The sequence below is a fragment of the Agromyces mariniharenae genome (assembly GCF_008122505.1).
GTDB lineage: Bacteria > Actinomycetota > Actinomycetes > Actinomycetales > Microbacteriaceae > Agromyces > Agromyces mariniharenae.
In genome coordinates this window covers 850,149-868,296 of sequence record NZ_VSSB01000001.1, presented here as the reverse complement: position 1 = coordinate 868,296, position 18,148 = coordinate 850,149, and the positions used below count along the sequence as shown (strand labels likewise).

19 protein-coding genes and 1 pseudogene are annotated in these 18,148 nt (G+C 70.1%); 9 read left to right on the top strand and 11 right to left on the bottom strand.

Annotated elements, in window-relative coordinates; all coding sequences use genetic code 11:
* Positions 1-174 precede the first annotated feature (174 nt).
* Positions 175-654 (top strand): recombinase family protein, encoded by a 480-nt coding sequence (locus FYC51_RS03975; RefSeq protein WP_148732362.1) that lies wholly within the window; start codon positions 175-177, stop codon positions 652-654.
* Entirely contained in the window at positions 651-1,739 is a 1,089-nt protein-coding gene (locus FYC51_RS03970) for a winged helix DNA-binding domain-containing protein (RefSeq protein WP_148732361.1), read from the top strand. The genes FYC51_RS03975 and FYC51_RS03970 overlap by 4 nt, the downstream gene beginning before the upstream one ends.
* On the opposite strand, the gene FYC51_RS03965 is transcribed toward FYC51_RS03970, so the two are convergent.
* The 3 genes from FYC51_RS03965 to FYC51_RS03955 form a co-directional block, all read right to left on the bottom strand.
* Positions 1,717-3,771, bottom strand: a complete 2,055-nt coding sequence (locus FYC51_RS03965) for an acyl-CoA dehydrogenase family protein (protein WP_148732360.1) — start codon at positions 3,769-3,771, stop codon at positions 1,717-1,719. The two genes, FYC51_RS03970 and FYC51_RS03965, sit on opposite strands and share 23 nt — an antisense overlap.
* A 96-nt stretch (positions 3,772-3,867) precedes the next feature.
* Complete coding sequence (gene solA / locus FYC51_RS03960; RefSeq protein WP_148732359.1) at positions 3,868-5,061, bottom strand: N-methyl-L-tryptophan oxidase; 1,194 nt, start codon at positions 5,059-5,061, stop codon at positions 3,868-3,870.
* Between the two features lie 45 nt (positions 5,062-5,106).
* A complete protein-coding gene (locus FYC51_RS03955) occupies positions 5,107-5,586 on the bottom strand; it encodes a hypothetical protein (protein WP_148732358.1) in 480 nt (159 codons plus the stop codon).
* 75 nt (positions 5,587-5,661) lie between these two features.
* Between FYC51_RS03955 and FYC51_RS03950 the strand changes: the two genes are divergently transcribed.
* Positions 5,662-5,919 carry a zinc-ribbon domain-containing protein gene (locus FYC51_RS03950; RefSeq protein ID WP_148732357.1) on the top strand — a complete coding sequence of 86 codons (258 nt, stop codon included), beginning with the start codon at positions 5,662-5,664 and terminating at the stop codon, positions 5,917-5,919.
* Between the two features lie 69 nt (positions 5,920-5,988).
* Here the strand turns inward: FYC51_RS03950 and FYC51_RS03945 are convergent, their stop codons facing one another.
* Positions 5,989-6,456 carry a VOC family protein gene (locus FYC51_RS03945; RefSeq protein ID WP_238476200.1) on the bottom strand — a complete coding sequence of 156 codons (468 nt, stop codon included), beginning with the start codon at positions 6,454-6,456 and terminating at the stop codon, positions 5,989-5,991.
* A gap of 106 nt (positions 6,457-6,562) precedes the next feature.
* Here FYC51_RS03945 and FYC51_RS03940 point away from each other — a divergent pair, with 106 nt between their 5' ends.
* Positions 6,563-7,324, top strand: coding sequence for an acetolactate decarboxylase (locus tag FYC51_RS03940; RefSeq protein WP_148732356.1), 762 nt, complete (start codon positions 6,563-6,565; stop codon positions 7,322-7,324).
* An 18-nt stretch (positions 7,325-7,342) separates the two neighbouring features.
* Here the strand turns inward: FYC51_RS03940 and FYC51_RS03935 are convergent, their stop codons facing one another.
* Complete coding sequence (locus tag FYC51_RS03935; RefSeq protein ID WP_148732355.1) at positions 7,343-8,071, bottom strand: hypothetical protein; 729 nt, start codon at positions 8,069-8,071, stop codon at positions 7,343-7,345.
* A 63-nt stretch (positions 8,072-8,134) separates the two neighbouring features.
* Here FYC51_RS03935 and FYC51_RS03930 point away from each other — a divergent pair, with 63 nt between their 5' ends.
* Entirely contained in the window at positions 8,135-8,563 is a 429-nt protein-coding gene (locus tag FYC51_RS03930) for a hypothetical protein (RefSeq protein ID WP_148732354.1), read from the top strand.
* Positions 8,564-8,629: 66 nt separating this feature from the next.
* Complete coding sequence (locus FYC51_RS03925; RefSeq protein ID WP_148732353.1) at positions 8,630-9,169, top strand: dihydrofolate reductase family protein; 540 nt, start codon at positions 8,630-8,632, stop codon at positions 9,167-9,169.
* Between the two features lie 68 nt (positions 9,170-9,237).
* Here the strand turns inward: FYC51_RS03925 and FYC51_RS03920 are convergent, their stop codons facing one another.
* The gene (locus FYC51_RS03920; protein ID WP_148732352.1) at positions 9,238-9,678 is read right to left on the bottom strand and encodes a VOC family protein; all 441 of its coding nucleotides are present in this window, start codon (positions 9,676-9,678) and stop codon (positions 9,238-9,240) included.
* 127 nt (positions 9,679-9,805) lie between these two features.
* Here FYC51_RS03920 and FYC51_RS03915 point away from each other — a divergent pair, with 127 nt between their 5' ends.
* The gene (locus FYC51_RS03915) at positions 9,806-10,600 is read left to right on the top strand and encodes an SDR family NAD(P)-dependent oxidoreductase (protein WP_148732351.1); all 795 of its coding nucleotides are present in this window, start codon (positions 9,806-9,808) and stop codon (positions 10,598-10,600) included.
* Positions 10,601-10,779: 179 nt separating this feature from the next.
* Here FYC51_RS03915 and FYC51_RS19875 read toward each other — a convergent pair.
* A pseudogene (locus tag FYC51_RS19875) lies at positions 10,780-11,118 on the bottom strand (acyl-CoA thioesterase); the annotation flags it as partial.
* Positions 11,119-11,164: 46 nt separating this feature from the next.
* Complete coding sequence (locus FYC51_RS03905) at positions 11,165-11,740, bottom strand: dienelactone hydrolase family protein (protein WP_148732350.1); 576 nt, start codon at positions 11,738-11,740, stop codon at positions 11,165-11,167.
* 147 nt (positions 11,741-11,887) lie between these two features.
* Here FYC51_RS03905 and FYC51_RS03900 point away from each other — a divergent pair, with 147 nt between their 5' ends.
* Positions 11,888-12,319, top strand: coding sequence for a nuclear transport factor 2 family protein (locus tag FYC51_RS03900; RefSeq protein ID WP_187432481.1), 432 nt, complete (start codon positions 11,888-11,890; stop codon positions 12,317-12,319).
* A gap of 55 nt (positions 12,320-12,374) precedes the next feature.
* On the opposite strand, the gene FYC51_RS03895 is transcribed toward FYC51_RS03900, so the two are convergent.
* The 3 genes from FYC51_RS03895 to FYC51_RS03885 all read right to left on the bottom strand — a co-directional run bounded on the left by FYC51_RS03895 (position 12,375) and on the right by FYC51_RS03885 (position 14,642).
* The gene (locus FYC51_RS03895) at positions 12,375-13,556 is read right to left on the bottom strand and encodes a serine hydrolase domain-containing protein (protein ID WP_148732348.1); all 1,182 of its coding nucleotides are present in this window, start codon (positions 13,554-13,556) and stop codon (positions 12,375-12,377) included.
* 105 nt (positions 13,557-13,661) lie between these two features.
* Entirely contained in the window at positions 13,662-13,991 is a 330-nt protein-coding gene (locus FYC51_RS03890) for a YciI family protein (protein WP_148732347.1), read from the bottom strand.
* Positions 13,992-14,042: 51 nt separating this feature from the next.
* Positions 14,043-14,642: a dihydrofolate reductase family protein gene (locus FYC51_RS03885; protein ID WP_148732346.1), complete on the bottom strand. Its 600-nt coding sequence runs from the start codon at positions 14,640-14,642 to the stop codon at positions 14,043-14,045.
* Positions 14,643-14,904: 262 nt separating this feature from the next.
* Here FYC51_RS03885 and FYC51_RS03880 point away from each other — a divergent pair, with 262 nt between their 5' ends.
* Positions 14,905-18,102, top strand: coding sequence for a glycosyl hydrolase family 95 catalytic domain-containing protein (locus FYC51_RS03880; RefSeq protein ID WP_148732345.1), 3,198 nt, complete (start codon positions 14,905-14,907; stop codon positions 18,100-18,102).
* Positions 18,103-18,148 lie beyond the last annotated feature (46 nt).

The following is an 18,148-nucleotide window of genomic DNA, read 5'->3' as shown; positions in this document are numbered from 1 at the left end:
CGCCGCGTGGCCGGATGCAGGAAGAATCGTCGGCCGCTCGGCGTGTCGGGATCAGAATCGCCGTCGGCGCACCCGAACTTCCTGCATCCGGCGACAGGGGCGGCGGACGTCGGCCACGTGGCTGCAGGCTGGACGACTGCGCGAGAATGGAACCCGAGGACGAGGGGTGTGGACATGGCTGAGCACGTGACCGATTCGACGACGGATGCCGCGGCGCCGGCGCCGACCGAGACCGAGGCGGCCGCACACGACCACGCGCACTACGCGATCGGATGCCCCGAGTGCTTCGAGGAGCTGCAGCAGAACCACGACTGGTGGAAGGCGCGCCCCGAGGGCTCCCGACTCGTCGGCCTCGTGGTGCCTCGCCCCGACATGCCCTCGGTGGTCGAGCAGCGGAACGACCTGACCCGCTTCGGCGTCGCGATCCTCGACTTCAAGCACCCGGCGCCCGAGATGCCCGAGACCTGGGAGCAGCGGCTCGGCCGCCTGTTCGAGACGCTCCAGGCCGGTGACGTGCTCGTCGTCTCGAACGAGCGCGCGCTCGGTCGCACCCCCGACGAGGTCGCGCGCACGATCCGCACGCTGCGCCGGCACGACCTCGTCGTGAAGGTGCTCGGCCGCGGCGCGCCGCACCTGGAGGATGCGCGGGCGTGACGACCGACCGCGACCTCGCGCGCTGGCGGCTGCACTCGCAGCACCTCGCCGCGCCGGTCGCCGCCGCCGAGCAGGCGGTGTCCTCGCTCCTCGCCGTGCAGGCCGAGAACCCGTCGCAGTCGGCGTGGGCGGTCGCGACGCGCACCACCGCGCCCAGCCGGCACGACCTGGCCGGGGCGCTCGCCGACGGGCGTGTGCTGCGCACCCACGTGCTGCGTCCGACGTGGCACTACGTCCACGCGGACGACGCGCGGTGGCTCCTCGAGCTCACGGCGCCGCGGGTGCTGCCCGTCATCGACCAGCAGCTTCGGCCGCTGGGCGAGCGGATGCCGCAGCTCACCGATGCCGTGACGCAGATCCTCGCGAGCACCCCCGGCCGCACGCGCAGCGACCTCGCGAGCGAATTGGCCGACCGCGGCCACGAGCTCACGGGCCAGCAGCTGATGCTGCTCCTCGCCCACCTCGAGCTGCACGTCGTGGTGTGCAGCGGCGCGCCCCACGACGGCGAGCACACGTACGCGCTGTTCGACGATCGCGTGCCCGCCGGTCGGCCGTTCGACCGCGACGCGGCCCTGGCCGAGCTCGCCCTCCGCTACTTCACCTCGCACGGCCCCGCCACGGAGCGCGACCTCGCCTACTGGGCCACGCTCACGCTGACCGACGTGCGCCGCGGCATCGCCGGCGTCGGCGACCGGCTCGAGTCGTTCGAGCACGACGGCCGCACGTACTGGAACGCGCCCGGCGACGTCCCCGACTCCGCCGAGCCGGCCGGCCACCTGCTCCAGGTGCTCGACGAGATGTACCGGGGCTACCAGGATTCGCGATGGCTGATCGACACCGAGGGCCTCGCCTCGCGCGGGCGCGAGACCGCGATCGGCATGGCGCTGGTCGATGCGCAGCTCGTCGCCGGCATGCGACGAACCGTCGGGCCGACCGCGGTCACGTTCTCGCTGTACCCGCACCGACCCCTGCGCCCACGCGAACTCGAGTCGATCCACGACGCGGCCGACCGGTACGCCGACTTCCTCGGCCTCGAACCGCAGGTCGAGCTCGAGGAACGCCCTACGCCGTCGTCGGCCGGATGACCCGCCGCGCCACGTTCTCGGCCGCGTCGGCCGGGATCTCCTCGGTGATCCAGGGTCCGGTGCCCTCGCTCACGTCGACGATGCCCTGCTCGAGCCAGGTGTAGCGGCCGTCGAGCACGCGCTCGGCGAGGCGTTCGTCCGTGGCATCCGTGTTGTGCCAGAGCTCGTCGAGCAGGCGCTCGGTGCGGTGGCGCGACTGCTCGGCGAAGGTGGCGGCGAGCTGGTACGCCGCCTTGCCGTCCTCGGGGGAGTCGGCGGCGATCATCATCGCGCGCACGCACGACGCGGAGACGGCGAACAGCTCGGCGCCGATGTCGACGACTCGGGCGAGGAAGCCCTGCTTGTGCTCGAGGCCGCCCTGCCAGCGAGCCATGCCGTAGAAGGTCTCGCGGGCGAGCTTGCGACTCGTTCGCTCGACGTAGCGCAGGTGGGTCGCGAGCGCGCCGAACTCGTCGAACGCCGTGGGGATGTCGCCCTTGCCGGCGACGAGCTGCGGCAACCAGCGGGCGTAGAACCCGCTCGCCGAGACGGCGGCCTTGAGCTTGCCGGCCAGGTCCTGGTGCGGGTCGATCAGGTCGCCGGCCGCCTTGAGGTGGGCGTCGACGGCCTCGCGTGCGATCAGGAGGCGCATGATCTCGCTCGAGCCCTCGAAGATGCGGTTGATGCGGAGGTCGCGGAGCATCTGCTCGGCGGGCACCGCGCGCTCGCCGCGCGCGGCGAGCGACGGGGCCGTCTCGAACCCGCGGCCGCCACGGATCTGCACGAGGTCGTCGGCGATCTTCCACGCCATCTCCGACGCCCAGAGCTTGGCGAGCGCCGCCTCGATGCGGATGTCCTTGCGTCCCTCGTCGGCGAGTACGCCCGACAGGTCGACGACGGCCTCGAGCGCGAACGTCGTCGCGGCGATGAACGCGATCTTGTGCGCCACGGCGGCGTGCTCGCCGATCGGCTTCCCCCACTGCACGCGTGCCTTCGACCACTCGCGCGCGATCTTGAGGCTCCACTTGCCGGCGCCTGCGCAGATCGCGGGGATCGCGAGCCGTCCGGCGTTGAGGGTGGTCAGCGCGATCTTGAGTCCCTCGCCCTCGCGGCCGATGAGGTTCTCCTTCGGCACGCGCACCTCGCGCAGCGACGTCAGCCCGTTCTCGAGGCCGCGCAACCCCATGAAGGAGTTCCGTCGGTGCACGGTGATGCCCGGGGCATCCGCTTCGACGATGAAGGCGCTGATGCCGCCGCGGTGCTCATCGGACCTCGGGACGCGGGCCATCACCACGAGCAGCTCGGCGACGACGCCGTTGGTGGTCCAGAGCTTGGTGCCGTCGATCACGTACTCGGAGCCGTCCTCGCTCGGCACCGCGGTCGCGCGCAACCGGGCCGGGTCGGAGCCGACCTCGGGCTCGGTGAGCAGGAACGCGCTGATCGCACCCGTCGCGCAACGCGGCAGGTACTGCCGCTTCTGCTCCTCGGTGCCCGCGAGCACGAGCGGTTCGGGGAGTCCGACCGACTGGTGCGCCGAGAGCAGTGCGACGACGGCCGGGCTCACGGTGCCGATCATCGTCAGGGCGTGGTTGTAGTAGTACTGCCCGAGCCCGAGGCCGCCGTACTCGACGGGGATCTTCATGCCGAAGCATCCGAGCTCGGCCAGCCCCTGGTAGACCTCGTCGGGGATGCGCGCATCGCGCTCGATCTGCGCCCCGTCGACCGTGCGCAGGTACGCCTCGAGGTCCGCCATGAAGTGCTCGCCGCGGTCGCGGCGATCGGGAGCCGGCCTGGGGTGCGGATGGATGAGGTCGAGGTCGAACTGGCCGAGGTACAGGCCCTTCGCGAAGCTCGGCTTCCGCCATTCCTGCTCGCGCGCCGCCTCGGCGACGGCGCGCGACTGCTGCTCGTCGACGTGCGGCGGCTGCGCGTCGCCGTGCTGTCCGTTGGCATGCGGCTGCGGCACGTCGACGCCCTCGCCCGGGGGAACGGTGGACTCTCGGATGGTGGTCACGCGAACCTCCTCGTTCGTGGCCAATCTACGCTCGGGCATGGGGCGGGGCCAGAGGTTGACTGGCGCGGCGGCGTCGGGTGCGGCGGGGCGGTGTTCCCACGGATGCAGGCGCGGTGAGCTCGGGCGTCCTGCCCGTCAGCCGCTGAACCGCCGCGGGTCGAGGAACGCGGCATCCGTGAAGTGCTCCTCGCCGACGACCGACTGCGCGACGAGCTCGCCGAGCGCCGACGCGTGCTTGAACGAGTGACCCGAGCAGCCGCCGCCGACGACGACCCGCGGATGGTCCGTGACCCCGACGACGAACAGCTGGTCGGGCGTGTGCGTCATGATGCAGGTCGTCACGCCCGACGGCTCGGGCTCGAGGTCGGGGAACGTCGCGGCGACGAGGTCGCGGATGCCGTCGGTCTCGCCGGGATGCACGACGCGGTCGATCGCATCGGGGTCGTCGGCCACGAACGGGCCGTCGAACTCGGGTCCGACCTTCGCGTCGAAGCCGCCGAACCCCTCCTTCGAGCCGGGGCCCGACGCCGGCACGACGCCGTGGCCCCAGATCCACGTGTCGTGCCCGGGCACGCTGCGGATGAACACCGGCAGCACGTCGAGGTCGGCGTCGTGTCCCTCGCGGGGGCGGAACCACGTCATGATCACGCGGTGCGGCGTGAGCGGCAGTTCGGGCACGAAGCGGGTGATCCAGGGGCCCGAGGTCACGGCGACCCGCCGCACGCGGTACTTCGCGACCTCCGTCAGCACCGTGACGCCGTTCGCGTCGGGCTCGATCGCGACCACGCGCGTGCCGGTGAGGATGCGCGCACCGGCTGCGCGGGCGGCGTCGGCCGCCGCGATGATCGCCGCCTCGGGGCGCAAGATGCCGGCCTCGGGATCCCAGACGCCGACGTCGCCTGGATTCGTGCGGGCGTGCGCGGGGAAGCGGCTCGCGATCTCGTCGGCGTCGAGCCGCTCGACGGGCAGGTCGTGCGCCTCGGCGGCCGCGAGCGTGCCCTCGATGATGTGCGAGTCGGACGGTCCGATCATGAGGCCGCCGGTCTCGAAGAACAGTGCCTGACCAGCGGATGCCTCGAGCTCGCGCCACAGGTCGCGGGCGCGCCGCGCGATGGGCGTGAGCCCCGGGTGCTCCAGGCACGCTACCCGGAAGAGGCGCGTCCTGCCCGTGGACCCGCCCCACGCGTTCCCGGGCTCGAACTGCTCGAACCCGATCACGTCGACCCCGCGCGCGGCGAGCCGCCAGGCGGCGCTGGACCCGACCGCGCCGAGTCCGATGACCGCGACCTCCGCATCGAAGCTGCTCTGGTCGTCGCTGGTGGTGCTCATCCTTCGATTGTCGCGCGCGACCACGCTCGGGTCACGGCGACGTCGTCACGAGCCGACGCGCGTGTGCACCATGCGCCAGTTCACCGGCTGCCAGGTGGCACCGTCGTCGAACGAGAAGTCCTGCTCCCAGATCGGGTGCGGCCCTGCCGTGTCGAGCCAGTGGAATCGGGCGAGGAAGCTCCGTCCGTCGGATTCGGCCGGCCCCACGAACGTGCCGCGACCGTCGACGAAGCGTCCACGAACGGGGTCGTCGAGCACGCCCGGCCGCGCCTTCGACGCCCACCAGATCGCCCACGCATCGGAGGCCGGGTCGTAGAGCCGGAGCGAGAACCCGACGAACCCGGTTCCATCGGGCAGCCTGCCACGAGTCTCGTCGGCCGTGCCGAGGCCATCGAGGATCGGCTGCACGGCGGCGGTCGACCGGAATCTCATGCGGGGACCGTCGGGCGGGCCGAGGGGGTCGACGAGCCGGTCGTGCTCGACCTCCCACGTGCCGAGCAGGAAGTCGAAGTCGGAAGCGGGCATGACCGCAGTCTGGCGGGATCGTCCGACATCAATTGCACGGTGCCGTCCGCGCAGTGAGGTCCGTAGCCTTGAGGCATGTTCCTGTTCATCGGCGTGTTCCCGCGTGAGCGGGAGCTGGCCGTGGCGCGCTTCCGCTGCGACCGTTGCCACGAGGACGCCGAGCAGCACGTCATCGAGAGCGGCAGCCGGCTCTGGCTGTTCTTCCTCCCGCTCTTCACGTTCTCGCGGCAGTACGTCGTCGTCTGCGAGCACTGCGGCGCGGTCACGGAAGTGACGCGCGAGTTCGCCAAGCGCGCGGCCGACCTCGCCGCGCACGGCGGCCGGCTGCGCTGAGGCCGGAGCTCGCGGCATCCGGAGCTCGCGGCATCGGGAGCCTGCGGCATCCCCTGCGCGGGACCGCGGTCAGGCGTTCTCGAGCTCCGCGATCACGATCTTCTTCTGCTGCATGAAGGCCTGGACCTGCGCCGGGGTGCTCGTGAGGTCGCCCATGATGCGGGGGATGACCTGCCAGCTCACGCCGAAGCGGTCCTTGCACCAGCCGCACTGCTCCGACTCGGGCACGTGCGAGAGCTTCGACCAGTAGAAGTCGATCTCGTCCTGGTCGGCGCACCAGACGATGAACGAGATCGACTCGTTGAACCGGAAGAGCGGCCCACCGTCGAGGCACGTGAACCGCACGCCGTTCAGCGTGAACTCGCCGTTCAGCACCTTGCCCGACATCCCCGTGAAGTGCTCGTCGAGCGACTCGTCGGGATACTCGTCGATCCGCTCGATCCGCGAGTTCGGAAACACGCTGACGTAGTACTCCATCGCCTCGCGGGCGTTGTCGTCGAACCACAGGCACGGCTGGATCGGTGTCATCTCGGCCATCGCTCGACCCCCTCGTCGGATGCGTCGTGTCCCCGGCCACGCTACGCCGATGCCTCGCCGTGATCGAGTGATCCCGCCACCCGAGGGCGAGAGTACGCTCCGAACCGTGACGACTCCACTGCACGAGACGGATGCCGCGGTGACGCAGTTCGCGGTGCTCGATGCGCTGCTCGCCGGCGCCTACGAGTCGGGCATGCGCGTCGACGAGGCGACCGCGATCGGCGACTTCGGGCTCGGCTGCGTCGACCACCTCGGCGGCGAGGTCGTCATCCTCGACGGCACCGCGATCGAGTGCACGCTCGACGGTCCGCCGGTGGCGATGGGCGGTGACGAGATCCTCCCGTTCGCGATCGTGTGCCGATTCCCCGACGTGCCGGCGGTCCGCGTCGGCGTCGGCATGGGCGGCGGCGAGGGCGCGCGGGACGTCGCGAGCTTCGCGGCATCCGTCGAGGGGACGCTCGCGAGCCGGAACCTCTTCCATGCGGTGCGGTTCGACGGCGTCCTCTCGGAGGTGCGCGTGCGCGTGACGCCGCGGCAGCACCATCCCCTCCCGCGGCTCGCGGAGGTGACGAGCCACCAGGTCGAGACGGTGGCGCGCGGCATCCGCGGCACCCTCGTGGGGTTCTGGACGCCCGCGATCTACCAGGGGATCGCGGTCGCAGGGCTGCACGTGCACTTCCTCAGCGAGGACCGGAGCCTCGGCGGGCACGTGCTCGAGCTCGCGGTCGATGCGGGCGACCTGCGCGTGGCCGCGTTCGCCCGCCTCGACCTGCGCCTGCCGACCGACGAGCTGTTCCTGCGCACCGAGCTGACGCACGCCGAGGACCACCGCATCGTCGCGGTCGAGGGCGGCGGCGCGGCATCCTGACCGCAGGATCGGAACGTGTCAGACGTGCCCGATCCCGAAATTCCACGGTGCGAGGATCGTGTTCGACGCGCCCTTCCACTCCCAGGTGTTCACCGCGACCGAGTACGCGTTCTCGTACTCGTTGTAGGGCTGCTGCTCGCCGATCGGCTCGCCGGTCTCGACACGCACCTGGTCGTAGCCGTTGCCAGTCCAGGGCTCCCCGAGCTCGGCGGCGAGCGCCTGCGCATCGCCCCCGGGCTGATAGCCGTTCACCGTCCGAACGATCACCCCGCTGCCCACGGTCGGGGCCGTGGCGTACACGCTCACGTTCATCTCGATCTGGCCGTAGCCTCCGAGCCCGTTCTCGGACACGACCTCTTCATGATCGTCCGCCACCATCAGCCCGTCCCACTGGTACTCGGTTCGCGCCGGCGTCTCCATGCTGGCCATGTACTCGGTGGGAACGGGCGTCGCGCCGAGGACGGTCTCGAGAGCGCCGAGGAACGCCGCAGCGTCGGCGTCATAGGAGAGAGTCGTCACCACGGCGCCCTGTGCGTCGAGGAGATCCAGATGCTCGGGACGCACGACGATCTCGGTGACCGTGGTGAGCGGATCGATGGGTGCGGGCTCGACCGTCGGAGTCGGGCTCGCCGTCGACGGCCCGGCCGTCGGTGAAGGCGTGGGCGTGGCTCCGAGGGTGCAGCCGGTCAACGCGAGAAGGGTCGCTGCGACGATCGCCGCAGCGGCCGGTCGGACGGTGGGCTTCATCGGTCTCCGGTTCGCAGGGTCGGGAATGGGCTGCGCTCACTGTATCGGCCATACAGTGACGTGATGGATGCCTGCGCTGCGCTCGCCGAGTCGATCGATCGACTCGCCGCCCGTGGGTACTCGAGCCGGCGGTTCCTGAAGGAGTTGGGACGTGCGGCCGGGGTGCGTCGGGGGCCGCTCTGGCCGTTCGACGCGGCATCCGGTGGCCGCGATCGCCTGCGCGGCCGTGGCTTCCGTCCCGCCGTGGACGACGACACCGACGGGCAGGCGCGGCACTTCGCCGGGACCGTCGCCGTCGCGGCGCGGCTCGGTGGAGCGATGACGCGATGGCTCACCACCCACGTGCTGCGCGATGGGCCTGACACCGCGGACGGGCGACTCAGCGACGAGGCCATCGAGTTCGTCCGTCTCGTGCGTTCCGGCGAGCTGCCCCAATCGGATGCCGCGGAGTGGGTGCGCGAACAGCTGTGCCACGCTCCGACGGGCGAGTGACGGCGGAAAGCCACCGCGCCGCGCAAGCCGGTGACATCCGGCGGCGAAGCGGGCAGGCTGGAGCGCATGGGAAAGGTGACGATCTCATTCGAGATGACGCTCGACGGGGCATTCGACCAGATGGACCAGTGGTTCGACGAGAACGATCCGGGGGTGCAGCGGGCCTCGGACGAACTCGTCTTCGGCGCCGACGCAGTGCTGCTCGGGCGCGAGAGCTACGAGTTCTTCCGCGAGTACTGGCCCAAGCAGACCGATGACCGCGGCTTCGCGGACCACTACAACGCGCTGCCGAAGTACGTCGCGTCGAAGACCCTGAACGGCCCGCTCGACTGGAACGCGACCCTCATCGAGGGCGACGTGGCCGAGGCGGTGCGGCAGCTGCGCGATCGGTACGACTCGATCATCTCGCACGGCTACGGCGGGCTCGCCGCGACGCTCGTCGACGCCGGCCTGGTCGACGAGGTGCACGCCGGCATCCACCCGTTCATGGTGGGCAACGCCAAGGACCGGCTGCGCACGCCGCATCCGGTGGGCCTGCGGCTCCTCAGCCTCGAGACCTACGAGTCGGGCATCATCGCCGCGAAGTACGCGCCGGTCCGGCGCTGAGCTGCGTCGGGCGCTGAGCTGCGTCGGGCGCTGAGCTCGGTCGCGTCGAGCTCCGTTGAGCGCTGCGCTCACCCGATCCGCTGGGCCAGCGCGACGATGATGCCCGCGGGGCCGCGCAGGTAGCAGAGCAGGTAGACGTCCTCGTAGTTCGCCACCCCGCCCAGCGGCTCGCTGCCGAACCGTCGCAGGCGAGCGACGGTGTCCTCGAGGTCGTCGACGGCGAACATGACGCGGTGCAGGCCCAGCGTGTTCGGCGCCGGGCTGGCGGGCGAGGGCCAGGATGCCGCGGGCGCGAGGTACTTGGTCAGCTCGACTCCACCGTGGCCGTCGGGGGGCCGCATCATGGCGATCTCGGTGCGGACGCCGTCGAGCCCCACGGTCTGGTCGGGGACGGGCCCCTCGACCACCTGGCGTCCCTCCAGCTCCATGCCGAGCTCGGTGAAGAAGTCGACGGCTTCGTCGAGGTCGTCGACGACGATGGCGACGTTGTCCATGCGTTGGATGCTCATGCGCCCGAGCCTACGGAGGACCGCAGACGTCGAAAAGTGCAATCACAGGGTTGCAAGTCATTCCAAGAAGTGCAACTATGGGGTTGCATAACAAGGAACCAACGACGACGTGAATGGAGGCGGCGCGATGCTGCTGGACGACAAGGTGGCCGTGATCCACGGCGGTGGCGGCTCGATCGGGGGCACCGCGGCGCGCGTGTTCGCCCGCGAGGGGGCACGGCTGTTCCTCGCGGGGAAGAGCCTGCCGAGACTCGAGGCTGCGGCATCCGTCGCCCGGGCCGAGGGGGCGGAGGTCTCGATCGCCGTGGTCGACGCGATGGACCAGGCCGCGGTCGACCGGCACGTCGACGAGGTGGCGGATGCCGCGGGCCGCATCGACATCGCCCTGAACGCCGTGGGATTCGACCACGTGCAGGGCCTGCCGATCGCCGAGACGTCGCTCGAGGACTACCTGCACCCCGTGGTCGGGTACCTGCAGACGAACTTCGTGACGGCGAAGGCGGTGTCGCGGCACATGATCGCGCGAGGGAGCGGCGTGATCCTCACCATCTCGACGCCCGGTGCGCGACTCACTGGGCGCGGGCTCATCGGCAACGCGGCCCAGTCGGCCGCGCTCGAGGGATTCTCGCGGGCACTCGCCGGCGAGCTCGGGCCCGACGGCGTGCGGGTGGTCTGCGTGCGTCCGCACGCGATGTCGGATGCGCTCGCCACCTCGTACACGCAGGAGATGTTCGGGCGCATCGCCGACGCCGGCGGGATCCCTTGGGACGAGTGGCTCACGGGCCTGGTCGGCATGACCTTGCTCGGCCGGCTGCCGGTGCTCGACGAGGTCGCCGAGTACCTCGCGTTCGCGGCATCCGATCGTGCCGCCTCGATGACCGGCGCGATCGCGAACCTCTCGGCAGGCGCGCTCGTCGACTGAGCCTCACCAGTGCTGCAGCGCCCGCTGCCTACCGGGTCGTCGAGGAGCGCCCGCCGCAGGCGGACGCGCGTCGAGACGCCCGGCCAGCCCGGTCGGTCCTCCGCGTCCTCGAAGAACAGCGCCGCGTGCTCCTCCGGCCAGTCCGTCGCCCGACGGGTTCGTGCGTCGACATGGGCCACGATCATGAGGCACGTCGCGACGGTCGTGCCCGCGGCATCCGTCATCGTGCACTCGATCATGGCGTCGGGCCCACGGAACTCGCGCACGAAGGAGGTGATCGTAATGTCCTGATCGGCGCCGACCGACTTGATGAAGTCGATCTCCATGCGGCGGATCCACGTCATGAAGCCCAGGGTGCCGAGCGTGGGGAGGTCCCAGCCGGCGTACTTCGCGAGGCCCTCCATGCGGTGGTCGGTGAAGTACCTGGCGTAGTTGCCGGTGCTCACGTGCTGGAACGGATCGAGTTCGGAGAAGGCGATGCGGTGCGTCGTCTCGTAGACGACCGGCTTGTTCGTCATCGGTGCCCCCGTTCCGCTCGGCCCGGCGCGAGCGCCGGCCGAGTCGTCAGTCGGTTCGCGCGAGGAATGCGAGCACGCGCTGCGTGAGCAGCTTCGCCGCGTCGGCGTCGTAACCCGGCAGGCTGGAGTCGGCGAAGTAGTGCTGGTCGCTCGGGTAGAGGAAGAGCTCGGCGTCGTCGACGGATGCCACGAGCGCGCGTGCGGCGTCGACGTCCCCTTCCTCCATGAAGATCGGGTCGGCGTCGGCCCCGTGGATCTGCGCCGGGAGACCGGTCGGCCACTCGCCGAACTCCTCGGGCGGCACGCAGGAGTAGAAGAACAGCGCGCCTCGCGCGCCGGGGCGGTTCTGCGCCAACATCTGCGCGGGCATGACCCCGAGCGAGAAGCCCCCGTAGACGAGCTCGTTCGGCAGCGCCTCCGCCGCGCGCTCGCCGCGCGCCATGATCTCGTCCCAGCCGACCTCCCTCGCGTAGCCGACGCCCTCCTCGATCGTGCCGAAGGTGCGCCCCTCGAAGAGATCGGGCGTGTGCACGGTGTGGCCGGCTTCGCGCAGTTCATCGGCGAACGCGCGCAGGCCATCGGTGGGTCCGAGTGCGTGGTGGAAGAGCAGTACGTCGGCCATCGTGTGTGGGTCCCCGTTCTCTGAGTCAGCTCCGACTGCGGTCGGTCGAAACCTACTCGGTCGCACCGACACTGTCGACCGGTCGAGATGCCGCGAGCAGCACCACGCGGCATCCGCCGCCGAATGTCCCTCTGTCAGACTGGAATCGTGACTTCGGAGGAGCGTCGCGATGCGAGCGTCGTGATCGACCGGCTGGCACGTGCGATCAACGATCACGACCTCGATCGCATGGTCGCGCTCTTCCACCCTGACTACGACAGTCGGCAGCCGGCCCACCCGGGCCGCGCCTTCGTCGGACGCGAGCAGGTCCGCTCGAACTGGGCCGCGATGTTCGCCGGCGTGCCCGATTTCGCGGCCGAGATCGTCCGCTCGGTGCAGGACGGCGAGCTGAGCTGGTCCGAATGGGCCTGGCACGGGACTCGCACGGATGGACAGCCGTTCGAGGTCCGTGGCGTGACGCTCTTCCAGATCCACGACGGCCTCATCGTCGCCGGAACGCTCTACGTCGAAGACGTCGAGCTCGACCCGATGAGCATCGACGACGCGGTCGCGGGTCTCTCCGGCATCCGCCCGGAGTGAACTCGCGCATTCAGCGGTGGGGAGTGCGTGGCCCCGTGAGGGCAGTGCCTCGAAGTCAGCTGAGAGCCGGAGCGATCAGGGAGACGATGGCGTCGTTGATCGCGGTGTCGACCGGTGCCCAATCCCGGGTCGCGGAGACGAGGTTCGCCTGGGTCACGACGACGAGATCACGAGCCGGCACGACGAGGACCCGCTGCCCGAAGCTTCCGTTGGCCGAGAAGGCCGCGGCGCCGTCGACGAGGCTGGTCCACCACAGGTAGCCGTACCCGACCTCACCGGTCGGAGCGAATCCTTCGACGCCCGCCTCGAGCGGCACGTGCTCCGTCGTGGCCGCCTTCACCCAGTCGGCGGGCACCACCTGCCGTCCGTTCCAGGCTCCATGATCGAGGTAGAGCAGGCCGATCTTGGCCAGGTCCTGGGCGCGCAGCCAGAGGCCGAGGCCCCCGAGGTTGATTCCCTGGGGATCGACGTACCACCCGAAATCCGAGAGGTCGTTCAGGTCCGCCCAATCGGCGAACGTGGGCTGTTCGGCAGGGCGGGTCGCGATGCCGAGCGGGTCGAACAGCGCGGTGCGGGCGTATTCGAGCAGCGGAACACCGGTGGCCTCGACGAGGATCGCCGCGACGAGGTGTGCGCTGTTGTTGGCATACGAGAATCCTGTGGTTGGGTCGAGGGTCTGTTGGCCGAGGATGGAGCCGACGGCGTCGTCAGCGCTCGGGAGGTCGTCTGCGAGGCCGGCGCTCATGGTCAGCAGCTGTTCCAAGGTGATCCCGGCGACGGCCGGTGCCATGTCTTCGGCGTGGTCGGGCAGCAGCTCGGCGAGTATGGCGCCCACGCCGGGGATCTTCCCCTCGCCGATCGCGATCCCGACCAGCGTGCTGACGATGCTCTTGGTGACGGACCAGACGTGGAGGTGGTCGGTCGCAGTGGAGTCGAAGTAGCGCTCGTAGACGGTCCGGCCGTCGGCGAGGACCATGACGGAGGTCAGTCCGGCGTAGGCGTCGGAGGCGAACTCGACGTCCAGCGCCTCGGCCAGCTGCCGATCCACCGCGAGGTCGGCATCGGATGTCGCGACCGGCAGGACCGGGTCCAGGGTGGGCGCCGAGGCTGACGACGCAGGGCCGCCGGGAGGCGTCGGCGTCCCGGTGCAGCCGGCTGCGAGGATGGCGAAGGCGAGCAGCCCGACGAACGCCCACGTGTTCGTGCGACGGCGCTTGGCGGGGTCCGGTTGCCTCATGGTTCGTGACCAATAATACTACTCTCAGTAGCACCATGGTCGGGGTCGAGCTCGATTCGGAATAGTGCGCGTCCGACCTCTCCGAGCCAGACGCGCCCGTCGACCTCACACCTCCAGGAACGGCCGCACCTCGACCCGCCGGTTGCATGCCCTCGACCCGTCGGCCATGAGCGCGAGCGCGACGTCGAGGTCGGGCGCCTCGATGATCCAGAAGCCGGCCATGTGCTCCTTCGATTCGATGAAGGGCCCGTCGGTGAAGACCGGCTTCTCGCCTCGTCCGTCGATGACGGTCGACGTCTCGGGCGCCGCGAGTCCGCCGGCGAACACCCAGTGGCCACCCGCGCGGAGGCGGTCGTTGAACTCGTCGATCGCGACCATCTCCTCGGGCGTGCCCGAGTTGGTCTTGTCGTCGATCACGGAAACCAGGTACTGCATCTCACACCTCCTGAAATCAAGGACATTCGCTGCGTGTACTGCGTGCCGCCGCTATGCGTACTGCGGGCGTCCGCTCGGCCGGTAGGTCTGCACCGTGATGCCCGGCTCGAACGTGCGCGATTCGAGCAGCTCGAGGGCGAAGTCGCGGCCCGTCTCGGGGAAGAGTCGCGTGCCGCCGCCGACGATCACCGGGAAGACGATCAGCGTCATCTCGTCGACGAGCTCGTGCTCGAGCAGCCAGCGGATGAGCTGGCCGCTCCCGTGCACCTGCAGCTCGCCGCCCGGCTGGGCCTTGAGCTCGCGGATCGCCGCCTCGAGGTCGCCCGAGAGCACGGTCGTGTCGGCCCAGTGCGGGTCGGTGATCGTGTTGGACGCGACGTACTTCGGGCGCGAGTTCAGCGAGCGCACGAACGGGTTGTCGACGTCGTCCTGCACGCCCCAGTAGCCGGCGAACAGCTCATAGGTGCGCCGCCCGAACAGGAACGCGTCGGCACGCAGGTAGTAGTCGCCGATGTAGTCGACCGACTCCTGATCGCCCAGAGGCAGCGCCCACCCGCCGCGGTCGAATCCGGGATCGAACTCTGGGTTGTTGCCGCCGTTCGCCTGCATCACGCCGTCGACGGTGATCTGGGTGTTGGTGATCAGCCTCATGATCGTGGTCCTCTCCTGGGCGCCCACTCCGGGCAGCCTCTCACCGATGCCACGAACACGGATGCCGCGATCCGACACCGCATGCGAAGAACTTCGCGCACTCGCCCCAGTGCTCGCGCAGTGCGCTGCCGCTTGACCGCACTCGACGAGGGCTATACATCGGATCTTTAATCCGACATGATGGGCTGCGTTCGCGATTTTCCTGAGAAATCGCGAATCTACTTCGCGAAACACCAGATCAATGATGCTCCGGAGGGTCCCTATGCTCGAACGCGAATTCCCGCGCCGTCGCGCGCTCCAACTCGGCGGCCTCGTCGCACTCGCCCCGTTCATCCCACAGTTCCTCGCAGCCCAGCCTGCCACCGCAGCGGTCGCCGGACGATTCGCAACCGCCGCGACAGCGGGCGGCATCCCTCAGCCCGCACTGTCGCCGAAGGCGCTCTGGTACGGTGCCCCGGCGACGGACTGGGAGTCGCAGGCGCTGCCCATCGGCAACGGCCGGCTCGGCGCGATGCTGTTCGGCAACCCCGACGAGGAGGTCGTGCAGTTCAACGAGCAGAGCCTGTGGGGCGGCGTCAACGACTACGACAACGCCCTCGCGGGCCAGCCCGACGGGGCCTTCGACACCGGCATGATGGGCTTCGGCTCCTATCGCAACTTCGGCACGCTGAAGGTCGCCTTCGGTGCTCGACCCGAGGTGACGTCGCCGGGTGGGCCGTACCAGATCTCAGGTTCCGAACGACTCGAGAACACCTACGACGGCAGCCCGAACACCAAGTGGTGCATCATCGCGCCACCGTCGCACGTGATCTGGCAGGCGCAGCTGCCGTCGCCGGCGGTCGTCAGCTCGTACAGCTTCACGAGCGCGAACGACGTACCCGCGCGCGACCCGCAGGACTGGACCGTGCTCGGTTCGAACGACGGGAGCACCTGGTCGCCTCTCGACACGCGCTCAGTCACACCGTTCGAGCAACGATTCCAGACCAAGACGTTCCAGTTCCCGAACTCGACCGCCTATCGCTTCTATCGCATCGACATCGTCCCGAAGCCGGGCGTCAGTCATTTCCAGGTGGCCGAGATCGCGCTCGGAGGCGTCGACCTCGCGCAGGGCGGGACCGTCTACGTCTCCTCGCCGAGCGGGCACGAGGGCTCGCTCGTGGGCAGCATCGACGGCGAGGCATCCACCGTCTGGCAGGTCGACGAAGCCGGTGACGGTGCGATCTGGCAGCTCGAGCTCGGCTCGAGGCGAGCACTCACGGGCTACGCGATCATGAGTGCGGCCGACGACCCGGCCCACGATCCGAGCAGCTGGACCCTCGCCGCCTCGAACGACGGCATCGGCTGGCAGACGCTCGACACGAAGAACGGGGTGACCTTCGCCGGGCGCGGCGAGACGAAGACGTTCACGTTCGCGAACAGCGCCGCGTACTCCCTCTACCGGATCACGTTCACCGCGCCGGCTGCGCTCCGGATCGCGGGCGCCGCCCTCACCGGCAGCGGCTTCGACACGCGGAGCCAGCGCACCGTCGTCGCCTACCGCAGGGCGCTCGACCCGACGGTCGGCCTGCACACGACCCACTTCGCGACGGTCGCGGGCAGCGTGCTGCGCGAGGCGTTCGCGAGCCGCGAGGCCGACATCGTCGTGCTCCGGTACACGAGCGACGGCGAAGGGGGGCTCAGCGGGACGCTGACCCTCAGCTCGGCCCAGGAGGACGCGCCGTCGACCGCCGACGCCGGCACCCGCCGGGTCGGATTCGCCGGAACCATGGGCAACGGACTCCGGCACGCGGCGACCGCCCGCATCATCGAGACCGATGGCGAGGTCACGGCGGCCGGCGGCGGATTGCGTGTGGCCGGGGCATCCGTGATCACGATCGCCCTCGACGCCCGCACCGACTACCGACTGAGCGCCGCCGACGGCTGGCGCGGCGACGCCCCCCAGCCGGGCATCGACGCGGCGCTCGACGCGGTGGCGGGCCGAGCCTACGACGAGCTGCGCGACGAGCACGTCGAGCAGGTCTCGGCGCTCATGTCACGAGCCGCCGTCGAATGGGGCGAGACGGATGCCGCGGTGCTCGCGTTGCCGACGAAGGCACGCCTCGCACGCTACGGTGCGGGCGAGCCCGACCCGACGCTCGAGCAGGCGATGTACGATTTCGGCCGCTACCTGCTGCAGAGTTCCTCTCGGCCCGGCGGCCTGCCGGCGAACCTGCAGGGGCTGTGGAACCAGAGCAACCAGCCGGCCTGGGCGAGCGACTACCACACGAACATCAACGTGCAGATGAACTACTGGGGCGCCGAGACCACCGACCTGCCCGAGTCGCACGAGGCCCTCATCGCCTTCGTGCAGCAGGTGGCGGTGCCGAGCCGGGTCGCCACGCGCAACGCGTTCGGCGCCGACACCCGCGGCTGGACCGCTCGCACCTCGCAGAGCATCTTCGGTGGCAATGCGTGGGAGTGGAACACGGTCTCGAGCGCGTGGTACGCGCAGCACTTCTACGAGCACTGGGCGTTCACGCAGGACAAGACGTACCTGCGCGACATCGCCTATCCGATGATCAAGGAGATCTGCGAGTTCTGGGAGGACCGCCTGAAGGAGCTGCCGGACGGCACGCTCGTCTCGCCGAATGGCTGGTCACCCGAGCACGGCCCCCGCGAAGACGGCGTGATGCACGACCAGCAGATCATCTGGGACCTCTTCCAGAACTACCTCGACTGCGCCGACGCGCTCGGGATCGACGCCGAGTACCGCGCGACGGTCGCCGACCTGCAGTCCCGGCTCGCGCCGAACAAGATCGGCAGCTGGGGACAGCTGCAGGAGTGGCAGGCCGACCGGGACAGCCCCACCGACATCCATCGGCACACCTCGCACCTGTTCGCGGTGTACCCGGGCCGGCAGATCACTCCGGAGACGCCCGAGTTCGCGGCCGCGGCGCTCGTCTCGCTGAAGGCGCGCTGCGGCGAGAAGGACGGGGTTCCGTTCACGGCGGGGACCGTGTCGGGCGACAGTCGCCGCTCATGGACCTGGCCCTGGCGCACTGCCCTGTTCGCCCGCCTCGGCGATGCCGAGCGCGCCCGCATCATGCTGCGGGGCCTCCTCACCTACAACACCCTCTCGAACCTGTGGTGCAACCACCCGCCGTTCCAGCTCGACGGCAACTTCGGCATCACCGGCGCCATCGCCGAGATGCTCCTGCAGAGCCACGACGGCGTCATCCGGCTGCTGCCCGCGCTTCCCGACGACTGGGCGCCGTCGGGCTCGTTCACCGGTCTTCGGGCTCGTGGCGGCTATTCGGTGAGCTGCGAATGGCGCGACGGCACGGTGGTCTCATACGACGTCGTGGCCGACCGCGCCTCGAACATGAGCAACGTGACGGTGCTCGTCAACGGCGAGCGACGCAAGGTGAAGCCGGCGAACCCCACGAGCGGCAACCCGATGCGCGACCTCGGCGCCGCCTGACCGGGCGCGCACGAGCTGAGCGAGCGGATGCCTCGCCGAGCACGTC